Consider the following 12,134-nt stretch of genomic DNA (forward strand, 5'->3'; position numbering starts at 1 on the left):
CGGAGGATGGAGCGGATGGGACGGGCTCCCCAGGGGTCACGGCGGATTCGGGCTGCGGCTGTCGGGATGGGGAGGCACCGGCACGAGAGAGAACCGGCTGCGTCATAGGAGGAAACCTTTCAAGAGAGCTGACAGCCAGTAGCCTATCCATACAACGCTCATCCCGAAGACCAGGAGACCAAGAAGGCTGCACAGAAGCCCGTATATGAAGTAGCCCCAGCGCACCGCGGGCCGCATGACGGCCAGGGCCGGTGGCAGGGGCTGACGGGTCAGGACACGGCGCAGAACGAACATGGAGCGCCCGCGCAGGTTGACCGAGCCGGTGGCCGCCTCGACCGCGGCAACGCCGTCGGACTGGGTGAAGGGGTTGAGGTTGGTGACGAGCATCGTGAGCTGGAAGGCGCACAGGGTCAGGGCCACCTGGCGCACCGTTCCCGTCGAGGCCCAGGCGATGGCCGCCTCCAGACCGCAGACGACGCCGTCGGAGAAGATGCCGGCCAGGGCCAGCATGGTCAGCCCGCGCCGGGAGCGCACCCGGTAGGAGTCGGTGCGGTCGACGTAGGCGATGGGGATCGCCCAGAACATGAGCGCCACCCCCAGCCCCCGGATGGGGGTGCCCAGGTAGCCGGCAACGATGGCGTGCCAGGACTCGTGCAGCAGGATGCTCACCAGCTGGATCACCACCGCCGTGATGACGACGAGGACGCCCGGGCGGGGACCCCCGGCCAGGGAGCTCAGCACCATCGCCCCGGCCGCGTACCCGCAGACGGCCAGCGCCAGGAAGACCCAGCTGAGCGCGCGGGCCGGCAGGCGCTGGAGCAGGGTGACGATCGGGGCGACGATCCGGTGGTACTTGCGGGCGATGATGATGCGGGGCAGCCACCAGCCCCCGCTGCGCCGGGGCCTCTCGACCTTGAGGTGGCGGGCCTGACGGGGCTGGGCGGTGTGACGTCCTCGGGTGCGCCTGGTGCGCGCCGGGGCCGCGGGCACCGCGGGAGCGGGCTCACTGCCCACGAGGAGGCTCTTGTCGCGCAGGTTGTCGACCAGGCTCGTGATGCGCTTCGCGCCCGCCTCGTCGATGTCCTGAGGGAGCTCCTCGATGATGGTCGGCAGGGAGCGGACGCCGTCGAACTGGTTGACGATGAAGGCGGCGGCCGCACCGAGCCGGTGGTACTTGCCCGAGTCGGAGTCGAACAGCATCGGCTGGTTATCCATCCCGACGATCAGGCTCACGCCGCGGCGCAGGCGCGGAATCGGGTTCGTCGGGGCACTCCCAGGGCTCATCGGCGTGCTCGTCACCGTACTCATCACCGTGCTCATCGTGGGCTCTTGGCTCCCTCAGATCGGTTCGCGGGAATCCGGGGTACCGCTAGTGGCGGGTAGGAGACCCGGGTCTCCTACCCGCCACCGTGGGGTCGTCAGCAGGACGTCGTCGACGCGCTGGCGGCGCAGGCCGGGCACGAGGCCGAGGCGGCGCTGGCCGGGCAGGACGCGCAGGCGTGGCAGAAGGCGCAACCCAGGGCGTTGCCCTCAGGCAGCTCCTCGACGCCGAAGTCGCTGTCGGCGAGAGTGAGATCAATCGCGCTGTTCGTCATATGCTGTTCACCTCCTTCTCTCAGGTGTCTTGTGGGCAGGAGCGGGGCCCGAGCGGGCCCCGGGGGTCCGGTCTGCCGGGACCGGGCCCCAAACCCCGCGAACGGGGTGGTCTGTGGAACTCTCTGACGCGGTATGCAGTTCTGGGTCCGTCTCGCCGGCGGTGGGCCGTCGGCGCTCGCAGGCGGTGGCCCGGGCTAGCCGGCCGCCTCATCAGGCGGAGCGGTCTGCGGACTGGCGATGGTGACGGCGAACATCTGGTGGCGGCTGACGCCGTCGGAGTCCAGCAGGTGGCGCACCGCCGAGGTGGCGAAGCCGGCGAAGACCGTCCCCACCAGCCCACGGGCGACGGCGCGCAGGTGCAGCGAGTAGATGAGGGCCGCACTGCGGCTCATGGTGAAGCGGTAGCCGGCCGCCCCGCCCCAAGTGTCGGCCTCATCGAGGTTGGCGGCCACCGAGACGATGGCGCCGGCGCGGGCGAACTCCTTCTGCACCGTCATGCCCTCGATCACCTCCGCCTCCGGCAGGGGACGGACGAGGTCGACGCCGTCGAGCCGCACCCGGTAGATGCCCGGCTCAGCACCTCTCGGGCGCAGGAGGAGGACGAAGGGCTCCAGGGGGCAGGCCTCAGCGTCCTCTCCCCAGGTGCGCGCGTCATCGGCCAGGGCGTCACGGACCATGCCCAGGAGGGACTCGGCCTCGAGCGGCTCGGTGCCGTAGCTGGTCGACGACGAGCGGCGCTCGAAGGTCTGGTGCAGGTCGTAGGGGTAGGCCTCCTGGGGGCCGGGGACGAGCACGTCCGGCGCCTGGCAGTCCAGCGGCGGGCGCGGGCGGCTCCCGGCCAGGCCGTCGGAGGTCGGCTCACCCGGGCGAGTAGCCGATCCGGCGGAGAAGCCGGAGACGAGCTCGCGCAGCGTCTCGAAGTCAGTGCGCACGGCTGCCTCCCAGGTCGACGACGATGCAGGCCGGTTCACGGGCAGGGTCGGTGCCCAGCGCCCGGGCGATGCGCTGCTCGTCCCAGCGGGCCCGGGCGCGCAGCGGCACTCCCAGGGCGTCGGCGACGAGGCGGATGACCTCGAAGGAGCAGCCGCAGTCCTGGACCGCGATGCGCAGCGCGAAGGAGAAGTACTTGCGGGCCACCTTGTCCACGTTGCCGGTCAGGACGATCCGGGCGCCGACGCCGTCGGGCAGGAAGTCCGTCTCCGCGTCTTCCCCCGAATCCGCCCCCGAGGGGGCGGGGCCGATGAGGGCCAGGGCGTGGTCGCGCTCGATGTAGACGTAGGTGCCCGGAGCCGGCTGCTTCTCACCGGCTTCACCGACCGCCGTCCCGGCGGGGACGAGGACGTAGGCGGTCACCGAGCCGATGTTGCCGCCGGCGGCCGTCCAGCGGCGCAGCTTGGCGCTCAGCGGGGTCTGGGCGGCATCGGCCGGCCCCTGGCCGGTGGGCTCGGAGCCGAGCGGCTCGCGCACGCCGACCGACAGCGCCAGGATCGTGGCGAGCTCGGACAGGGTGGGCCGGGCGACGACGTCGGGCTCGTTGCCGTCGTCGGCGAGCGGGTGCACGACGGGCCAGGGCTGGTCCAGGCGCTCCAGGTCGGCGGGCGGCAGGGGTGTGCGCGGGCAGACCGGCCAGTCGCGGAACTCGCGCTGGAGGCGCAGGTTGGAGGGCTTGTAGTGCTGCTGGTGTCCCTTGGAGTCCACGAAGGCCGCCGGCGGAATGGCCACGGACTGCTCGTAGCGGGCTCCCACGGGGGCCGAGGTCGCCACCGGTGCCGGAGGCTCGCCCTGCCCGGCAACCGAGCAGACGGGGCAGCCGGGACGGGAGACGACCGGGCGGTCGGAGTAGGTGAAGGTGGCCAGGTCCGTGCGCCGGGCGTCGCCGGGCAGATGGGTGACGGTGGCGCGGGCGATGAGGGCGGCCACGGCCCTGGCGGCCAGGCCGATGACGATGTCGCGGCGAGAGGCGTCGGGGCTGGGGCCGAGCTCGGGCTCGTCGGCGCTCGCGCAGGCCAGGCAGGGAGAGAAGCTCTCATCGATGTAGGGGCCGACCGTCACCGCCTCCTGCTCGGCGCGCACGCGCAGCAACGGGATTCCGGCCTCGCGGCAGCGGCGCGCCACCTCCTGGGAGCGGCCCGCGGAACCCTGGGTCTCCATGAGGACGACGAGCGTGTCCCCTCGACGGGGTGCACCGTCGAGCCGCACCTCGGGCAGTGTGGGCTCCAGGGCGGCGACCATCTCCCCTGCCAGCTCGGTGTCCCCGACGACGGCGACCCGGGCCGCGGCCAGGCGGCGGGCGGCGTCCTGCCAGGAGTCGTTGACACCGGTGGAGTCGCCCAGGCGGGAGAGGAACCGTGCCAGCTCAGGCGCCGGCTCACCGGGGGCGGGCTCAGTGTCGCCCTCCTCGACAATGCCGCCAGTCCATAGCAGGGAGACGGCCTCGAAGGCGGCCTGCGGGCCGATGCCGGTGACCTCACCGATCTCATCGAGGGTCCGGGTGCCGTCACAGGCCTCGAGCAGGGGGCCCATGTGCTCGCGGGCGAAGGCCCCACCCAGGACCTGGCTCTTGCGGGCGCCGTCGATGATCCAGCCGGTCTCGTCGGGCCGGGCGCGCAGGCCCAGGCGGACCACGGGCCTGCGGGGGATGCGGAACTGCAGGTCGCTGCGGGCGGCGCGGCCGACGTCGCCGGCGCGCATGACGGAGCCTGTGGCGTCCCCGGCCATCTCAGGCCACCTCCTCACGGCGCTCGGGCAGGAGGGCCGCGAGCGCGGGCAGCCCGTCGCGGCGCCCCTCGTAGCGGCCCGAGCAGGTCTCACAGCGGTCCACGGCCACGGTCCAGGCGCAGGCGGTGACCCCCGAGACGAGGTCGATGGTCCACACCTGGCCCCCGATCTGCGGGAGCTCCGCGCTGCTCTCGACGGCGTCGACCCCACCGGCCTCGGCGTCGTCGGTCCCGGCCGCCTCCGGGCGGTCGAGGGTCTGGAGGGCCAGCGAGATGAGGCCGGCGCCCAGGAGGACGTGATGCCGCGCGTAGGCCTGCTCCAGCGGACCGTGCTCAGCGACCACATCCGCCGGCAGCGGGCGGTATCCGTGCTGGCGGCGGCGGCGGTCGTAGCAGCGGTAGCAGGCGCTGCGGCCGGGAACCACCAGCGGTCCGCAGCGCAGCTCGGTGGGGAGGAGCTCCAGGCCGAGGGAGGGCATCCCCCGGGTGAAGGACAGGGCGTCGAGGTCCTCACGCAGGCCGGTCTGGTCGGGGTCGGCGACGAGCACAGCGCGGTCGGCGTAGGGGACGTAGGCACTGACCAGTCCGTTATCGACCGGGATGACGACGTCGTCCGGTCCGGCGAGCCGCGCGGCGACGGCGCGCGCGAACCCGCCCTGGGGAAGGTAGACCGTCACCGGCCCCGAGGGGGCCTGCGGTGCCGGCTGCGCGGCGGGTGCGGGTGGCGGCGTGCTCATGGCGGGTCGAGGCTCCTGGGAGTCGGTCGGTGGCGTGGGCGGCGTGATGGACATCGGGGGCACGGCTCAGGCGAAGGGCTGGCGGACGGGGTTGATCCCGGCCTCGTCGTGGACGGTCAGGCCCATGGCCCGGGGCGCCTCATAGAGGCGGGGCGTGGCCAGGTAGCGGGCGTGGTGGCTGAAGGACAGGGGCATGGCCTCCGGGATGAGGGCCTTGACAACGTGCATGCCGACCTGGCGGGCCTCGTCGGTGGTGATGTCGACGACGATCGCCTCGGCGCCGGCCCGCTCCAGGTTGGCGACGACCTGCTCGAGCGGGTCGTCGGCGTCACTGCCGTCAGCGCCGGGCACCGGTTCCCCGAGGGTTCCGATCCCGTCCAGGGCGTGGACGGGCCGCTCGCCTTCCAGGAGGAAGTCGAAGACGTGGCGCATGGACAGCTCGGCGTCGGCCAGGGCTCCACCGACCACGGTGAGGTCCTTGCCCTTGATCTCCTGGGCGCGCGGGCCGCGGGCGTGGCTGCGCAGGGCGATGCGCAGGGAGGCGAGCTCGCGGTAGATCTTGGCCAGGGCCCGCTGCGGATCGATATCACAGGTGGCAGCGACCACCTGGGCCAGCTCGGGGTCGACCTGGGAGGTCTGAACGGCGTAGAGGGTGGGGACGCCGTAGTCGGTGGTGGCGTCGAACAGATGGGTCTCCAGCTCGGTGGAGGTGCCCACCCGGTGGTACTCAGCGACCTCCTCACCCAGGGTGGAGGGATCGACGGCAACTGCCGGCAGGCACAGGCGCTGCAACCAGGTCAGGGCGATGGAGTCGCGCTCGATGACCTCGAGCAGGCCACCCAGAACCGCCTCACGCAGGTCGGAGTGCGCGGCCGTGCCGGTGGAGATCGGATTGACGAACTGCTCAGAGGGGGCGCGTACCGGGAAGTTGAGGTATGTCAGGACTGCCGGGACGAAGACCTCCCGGCCGCGGGTCAGCGACCAGCCGCGCACCCATCGCATGGGGACGCGGGGGTCCGATGCGATGAGCCCGCAGGCGGGGTCCGCCAGCTCCGTGGCCGAGCACGCCGGCCAGCGCTCCGGTCCGATCGCGGCCTCGCCGAGACCGGCGGGGGTGTCCCACACCAGCTCCTCCTCCGTCCATGAGCAGCTGGAGTAGCGTTCCATCGTCTCCACGATCGCGATGTGTCTGGCGCGATCGGCGTCGATGGCCCCGCCGGCCCCGTCGAAGTTGCCCGCCTCGGCACGGTGATTCCAGGTGCGCTGTGACCTCAGCGCCTCAGATGGATCACCCAGAGAACCGGTCCAGATCGCGAAGACCGGTTCTCCGGCCGCTTGGGGCAGCTCGGTGGAACGGGAAACCAGGCCGAAGGGAGACTCGAGGGACGCAGCGCGAGCCAATGATGGCGCTACACCCTCAACGAGCGCAGAGCGGTACACGGACCCTCCTTCCTGGGAACGACAGAGGAGGCACACTTGGGGGAAGTGCCGTTGGCGAAGAGCCTGCCCGAGGTCACCGGGCCCTCACATCGGTCTTTGATCTACTGCTCGCTCCGCTGTTTGGATAGCCCTACCCGTCCTTTTGTCGGGACGTGTCCCGGACGTGTTTACGCGGCGGACGCCTTTTTTCAGGTAGTTTGTTCACTGTTCCCAGCAGACCGCGACCCCCCGATTCCGCGGTCTGTACACATCTGCCCAAGGAGACACATGTCTTCCCAGATCTCTCCCGATCACGTCGGCCTCGCCCTGGTCGACGACGACGCGATGGCCTTGGCCCATCTGGAGTCCTATTTTTCCGACGCCGAGGACCTCACTGTCCTCACAGCAACCCGCTCTCCCCGCGCGGTTCTCAAGTTCCTTCAGTCGCATCAGGTCGATGTCCTCATCACCGATGTCCACATGGAGAACATGGACGGAGTCGAGATGACCAGGGAGGTGCTTCGCACCTCGCCGACGACCCGGGTCATTCTGCTGACCACCGTCGACACCGACGAGGACCTCCTTCAGGGGCTGGGGGCGGGTGCCAGCGGCTTCCTGCTCAAGAGCGCCCCGGCCGAGGAGATCATCGCGGCGGTGCGCACGGTCCACTCCGGGGAGAAGGTCGTGGCTCCGACGCCGACGACGCGCCTCATCGACTACGCACTCGCCTCCGTGCGCGGCGCCGACGGGAGCGTCCACCTCTCGGACCGGGAGCGCGACGTGCTCCATCTCCTGTGCGAGGGCGCCTCGAACCGCAAGATCGCCTCACTGCTGGCCATTGCCGAGGCGACGGTCAAGTCGCACATCACCGGCCTGTTCCACAAGACGGGGACGGCCTCGCGCCTGGAGATCGTGGTGTGGGCCTTCAAGCACGGCTACGCCTCCAACAGCCCCATCACGATCCCGGCCACCAGCGCCCCGACCCCACGGTCGAGTCCGAGTCCCTCGGAGACCCGGGACACCGCGCCCGGGCACTGACCGCCACCGCCCTCCACCGCACCTGAACCGCGCGCTCCGTCAGGTGAGCATCCGGATCAGCATGAAGATGAGGATGAACAGGCCCCAGCCGACCACCTTGCCCAGGCTGGCGCCGGACACCGAGGACGACGGCGAGCCACCTGGCCGAGGCCCGGCCGCATATCGACCCGCCCCGTGGACGGAGGCGGGCGGTCCGGAGGGCACGGGCGGCACCGTCGGCTGCACGATGCCATAACCCGGCATCCCACCCGGCGCCCAGGGATTGCCCGCTGGGCCACCCGGGGCTCCACCCGCGTAGCCGCGATGCGAGGTCACGGGACCGCCTCCGGCCGGCCGGCCGGGCGGCACGGGGGCCGGGGCGGACGGAGCCGGTGCCGGACGCGGCGCCGCTGTCCGCGGAGACGAGGTGCGCGGCGGAGTCGTTCGGGAGGCGGTACGGGCCGCCGCGGTGTGTGGCCTGGAGGTGCGCCGGCTCGACGTCCGGTCCTGCCCACCGCTTCTAGCCGGGCGGGCCGCGCGGTCGGCGTCGCCGCCAGCAGAACCGACGACGTCGGCGTCATCGGGACCGTCACCCGGACCTCCGTCGAAGAGCGGCGAGCCCATGAGCGGGTCGCCCAGGACGGAGCCGAAGGGGTCGTCCCCCAGGCCGATGTCGGAGGGCTCCCATCCCGTGGGCGCCATCGACACGGAGTCACCGAAGTCACCAGCGCCACCGGAGTCACCGGCGCTGCTCCCCCCGATCGAATCGGCCTCGACCACGGAACGCCCGCTACGACCGGAACCGACGACTCCCATGCGGCCGACCCAGGCGCGCAGCTCCGGGGAGCAGCCCGGGTTGTCGACGATCACGGCGCGCAGGTCGGGGCGGTTGCCGGCCAGCACCATCAGCCTTCCGGCACCCGCCTTCGGGTCCCGGGCGAGTCGGAGATCGGGGTCGTCTGGTGCCTGGCCCCTGGTGGTCGCTGCATCGCGGCCGGGAGCTGCATTCGCGACGGAAGTCATGACACGAGCATCCCATGCCACCCTCCACCTTGTCCCGAGCCGAGCACCATCACTCCCCCTCGTCCAGAAGACGGGGGACTCGACGAACATACCCCTCGGGGGTACTTGACCCACCTACCCCCGAGGGGTATGTTCGTCGTCGAACGAGAAGGAACCACGGAGGAGAGATGGCCGGCTACACCGGGACCAAGGAGGACTACCTCAAGCGCCTGCGCCGCATCGAGGGGCAGGTTCGGGGCATCTCCCGTATGGTCGAGGAGGACACCTACTGCATCGATGTCCTCACGCAGATCTCCGCCGCCACCAAGGCGCTCCAGGCCGTCAGCCTCGGCCTGCTGGAGGATCACATGAGCCACTGCGTCCTGCACGCCGCCCAGTCCGGTGACGAGGAGGGCATGGCCAAGATCCGCGAGGCCTCCGACGCCATCGCCCGGCTCGTCCGGTCCTGAGCGCCTCCCGGCCCGGCCACGGGTCCGCCACCTCGTTCCCATTCCATTCCAACCGCTTTGTTCACACGCTTCCCAAGGAGTGAGAGATGACCGAGTTCACCGCCGACGGCGTCGACCGCACCACCACCCTCAAGGTCTCCGGACTCACCTGCGGCCACTGCGTCGCCCACGTCACCGAGGAGCTCGAGGAGATCAACGGCGTCAAGGACGTCTCCGTCCTGCTCAACAAGGGCGGGCAGTCCACCGTCACCGTGCTCTCCGACGTCCGCCTGGAGGATGCGGCCCTGGCCGAGGCCATTGACGAGGCCGGGGACTACACGCTCGACGCCGTCGAGCGCGACGTCCGCGAGGGCTGAGCCGGCGGGTCTCAACATCGGCGCCCAAGGCCCGGGCGCCGTCGGGCGGCAGCACGCAAGGAGACTCACATGAATACATCAACCGCTCAGGAACAGGGCGAGCAGCTGCGCACCGTCAGCCTCTCCATCGGGGGCATGACCTGCGCCAGCTGCGTGGCCCGGGTGGAGAAGAAGCTGGGCAAGCTCGACGGCGTGAGCGCCTCGGTCAACCTCGCCACCGAGTCGGCCCGCGTCACCGCCCCGAGTACGGTGAGCGTCGACGACCTCCTTGCCGCTGTCGCCCGCGCCGGGTACTCCGGCGCCCTGCTGGACACCGGCCCGCAGGACGAGTCCGCGAAGGAGACTTCTCAGCGTCCGTCTGCGGACTCGGCGGTAACGGGGTCGGCCCCGGCCAAGGAGGCGCCGACCCCGGCGTCAACGGGCCCTGAGGCCTCGGCGGCGACATCCTCATCGGCCACCTCGGCCTCACCAGCGACCCCTGCCACACCGTCGGGGACGACCGCGCCGTCGGAGTCCTCCCGGCCGGCCCTGGGCGCCTCGCACGTGGAGCGCGCCGCTGACCTGCGGCTGCGGCTCATCTACTGCCTCATCCTGTCAGTGCCGATCATGGCGATCTCCATGGTGCCGGCCCTCCAGATGCCCGGATGGCAGTGGACGGTGGCTCTCATGGCGCTGCCGGTGGCGGTCTGGGGAGCCTGGCCCTTCCACAAGGCGGCTTTCCGGGCGCTGCGCCACGGGGCCTTCACCATGGACACGCTCGTGTCGCTGGGGGTCATCGCGGCGACCGGTTGGAGCCTGTGGGCGCTGGTGCTCGGCGGGGCCGGGCACATCGGTATGCGGATGAGCATGGAACTGCTGCCGCGCGCGCAGGGGCACGCCGCCCACATGTACTTCGAGTCGGCCGCCTGGGTGACCACCTTCCTCCTGGCGGGCCGCTACGCGGAGGCGCGCGCCAAGTACCGCTCCGGCGACGCTCTGCGCGCTCTGCTGGAGCTCGGCGCTAAGGAGGTCACCCGCGTGGTCCTCACCTCGCCGTCGGGCAGCCACGACGCCATCGACGTCCTCGACGAGGACGGCTCGCCCCGCACGGAGGCCACCCGCACCGAGGAGCGCATCAGCATCGAGGACCTGGCTACCGGGGACCTGTTCCTCGTGCGGCCCGGTGAGAAGGTGGCCACCGACGGCGTCGTCGTCGAGGGCCGCTCGGCTGTGGACGCCTCGCTGCTCACCGGGGAGTCCGTGCCCATCGAGGTCGAGGCCGGGCAGGCCGTCACCGGGGCGACCGTCAACACCTCCGGCGCGCTGCTGGTGCGGGCCACGGCCGTGGGCGAGGGGACGACGCTGGCCCGGATCGGTCGGATGGTGACGGCCGCGCAGGCGGGCAAGGCCCCGGTCCAGCGGCTGGCCGACAAGATCTCCGGGGTGTTCGTGCCGGTCGTCCTGGTGCTGTCGGCCGCAACGCTGACGGGCTGGCTGCTCACCGGCCACAGTCCGCAGGCGGCCTTCACCGCGGCGGTGGCCGTGCTCGTCATCGCCTGCCCCTGCGCACTGGGGCTGGCCACGCCGACGGCGCTGCTGGTCGGCTCGGGCCGGGCCGCCCAGCTGGGCGTGGTCATCAAGGGCCCGGAGGTGCTTGAGTCGACCCGGGCGCTGGACACGATGGTCATGGACAAGACCGGCACGGTCACCCAGGGGCGCATGAGCTTGGACGTCGAGGCCTGCCGCGAGGTGGGCGGGGCGGATCCGGTGTCGTCGCAGGCCCCGGATGCTGCGGGTCCGGTCCCGCTCGGACAGGAGTCGCTGCGCCTGGCGGGCGCCGTGGAGTCTGCCTCCGAGCACCCGGTGGCCACGGCGATCACGACGGCCGCCCGCGAGCGCCTGGGCGTCCTGCCCGCGCCTGCAGGATTCTCCAACTACGAGGGCCGGGGCGTGTCCGGAACTGTGGAGGGGCGCCGGGTGGCGGTGGGCCGGCCGGGCTGGCTCACCGACGAGATGGGCGCGGAGGTTCCTGAGGCTCTCAGCACCGCCGTGGAGGAGGCTCAGGAGTCCGGGGCGACCGCCGTCGTCGTCGCGGTCGGCGCGGCGGATACCACTGACGCCGTCGAGGCTGGGGCCGACGCCGACAAGGAGCCGCTGCAGGCGGTGGCGGTCCTCGTGGTGCGAGACACGGTGCGGCCCTCCTCGCGGGCAGCGGTGGCGGCGCTGCGCGAGCTGGGGATCCGGCCGGTGCTGCTGACCGGGGACAACGCCCGGGCCGCCGAGCACGTGGCGGCTCAGGTGGGGATCGACGCCGCCGACGTGCGCGCCGAGGTGCTGCCCGGCGACAAGCGCGACGTCGTCGCCGCCCTGCAGGCCGAGGGCGCGGTGGTCGGCATGGTGGGCGACGGCGTCAACGACGCCGCGGCTCTGGCCCAGGCCGGCACGCAGGGGCTGGGTTTCGCCATGGGCTCGGGGGCGGACGTAGCCATCGAGGCCGCCGACATCACCCTGGTGCGCACGGACCTGGACGCCGCGGTGGCGGCGGTGCGGGTATCGCGGGCGACCCTGCGGATCATCCGCCAGAACCTGTTCTGGGCCTTCGCCTACAACGTGGCGGCGATCCCACTGGCGGCCGCCGGGCTGCTCAACCCGATGATCGCGGGGGCCGCCATGGCCGCCTCCAGCGTCATCGTGGTCTCCAACTCCCTGCGCCTGCGCCGGGCCGGCTGATCGGTGGGCGGCTGATTGGTGGCCGGGACAACGCATCGGAGAGTGGCTCCGGCTGCGGCGTTCCCGCTATGCTCGCTGCCATGACGACTCCTCTGCCCCAGGCCCGCACGA

11 protein-coding genes are annotated in these 12,134 nt (G+C 71.9%); 4 read left to right on the plus strand and 7 right to left on the minus strand.

The annotated features are described in order from the left end of the window. Window positions 1-102: 102 nt before the first annotated feature. From BKH33_RS06400 to BKH33_RS06425, 6 genes are all read right to left on the minus strand, one after another. Window positions 103-1,284 (minus strand): PqqD family protein, encoded by a 1,182-nt coding sequence (locus tag BKH33_RS06400; RefSeq protein WP_076075259.1) that lies wholly within the window; start codon window positions 1,282-1,284, stop codon window positions 103-105. Between the two features lie 134 nt (window positions 1,285-1,418). Further along, window positions 1,419-1,595, minus strand: a complete 177-nt coding sequence (locus BKH33_RS13605) for a thiocillin family RiPP (protein ID WP_128831176.1) — start codon at window positions 1,593-1,595, stop codon at window positions 1,419-1,421. A 195-nt stretch (window positions 1,596-1,790) separates the two neighbouring features. Further along, window positions 1,791-2,528, minus strand: a complete 738-nt coding sequence (locus tag BKH33_RS06410) for a nitroreductase family protein (RefSeq protein ID WP_003780689.1) — start codon at window positions 2,526-2,528, stop codon at window positions 1,791-1,793. Next, complete coding sequence (locus tag BKH33_RS06415) at window positions 2,518-4,314, minus strand: TOMM precursor leader peptide-binding protein (RefSeq protein WP_076142652.1); 1,797 nt, start codon at window positions 4,312-4,314, stop codon at window positions 2,518-2,520. The genes BKH33_RS06410 and BKH33_RS06415 overlap by 11 nt, the downstream gene beginning before the upstream one ends. Window position 4,315: 1 nt before the next feature. Further along, complete coding sequence (locus tag BKH33_RS06420; protein WP_076142653.1) at window positions 4,316-5,050, minus strand: cyclodehydratase; 735 nt, start codon at window positions 5,048-5,050, stop codon at window positions 4,316-4,318. A gap of 66 nt (window positions 5,051-5,116) precedes the next feature. Beyond that, window positions 5,117-6,490: a YcaO-like family protein gene (locus tag BKH33_RS06425; protein WP_003781776.1), complete on the minus strand. Its 1,374-nt coding sequence runs from the start codon at window positions 6,488-6,490 to the stop codon at window positions 5,117-5,119. A gap of 267 nt (window positions 6,491-6,757) precedes the next feature. On the opposite strand from BKH33_RS06425, the gene BKH33_RS06430 reads away from it, so the two are divergent. Beyond that, window positions 6,758-7,507: a response regulator transcription factor gene (locus tag BKH33_RS06430; RefSeq protein WP_003781770.1), complete on the plus strand. Its 750-nt coding sequence runs from the start codon at window positions 6,758-6,760 to the stop codon at window positions 7,505-7,507. 39 nt (window positions 7,508-7,546) lie between these two features. Here the strand turns inward: BKH33_RS06430 and BKH33_RS06435 are convergent, their stop codons facing one another. After that, window positions 7,547-8,509 carry a variant leucine-rich repeat-containing protein gene (locus BKH33_RS06435; protein ID WP_143229058.1) on the minus strand — a complete coding sequence of 321 codons (963 nt, stop codon included), beginning with the start codon at window positions 8,507-8,509 and terminating at the stop codon, window positions 7,547-7,549. Between the two features lie 167 nt (window positions 8,510-8,676). Between BKH33_RS06435 and BKH33_RS06440 the strand changes: the two genes are divergently transcribed. From BKH33_RS06440 to BKH33_RS06450, 3 genes are all read left to right on the plus strand, one after another. After that, the gene (locus BKH33_RS06440; protein WP_003781773.1) at window positions 8,677-8,958 is read left to right on the plus strand and encodes a metal-sensitive transcriptional regulator; all 282 of its coding nucleotides are present in this window, start codon (window positions 8,677-8,679) and stop codon (window positions 8,956-8,958) included. 86 nt (window positions 8,959-9,044) lie between these two features. Continuing rightward, window positions 9,045-9,314, plus strand: coding sequence for a heavy-metal-associated domain-containing protein (locus BKH33_RS06445; protein ID WP_003781780.1), 270 nt, complete (start codon window positions 9,045-9,047; stop codon window positions 9,312-9,314). 69 nt (window positions 9,315-9,383) lie between these two features. Further along, on the plus strand, window positions 9,384-12,023 hold the full coding sequence (locus tag BKH33_RS06450) for a heavy metal translocating P-type ATPase (RefSeq protein ID WP_003781775.1): 2,640 nt from the start codon (window positions 9,384-9,386) through the stop codon (window positions 12,021-12,023). Window positions 12,024-12,134: the final 111 nt, after the last annotated feature.

Origin of the sequence: Actinomyces naeslundii (assembly GCF_001956585.1) — a bacterium.
GTDB lineage: Bacteria > Actinomycetota > Actinomycetes > Actinomycetales > Actinomycetaceae > Actinomyces > Actinomyces naeslundii.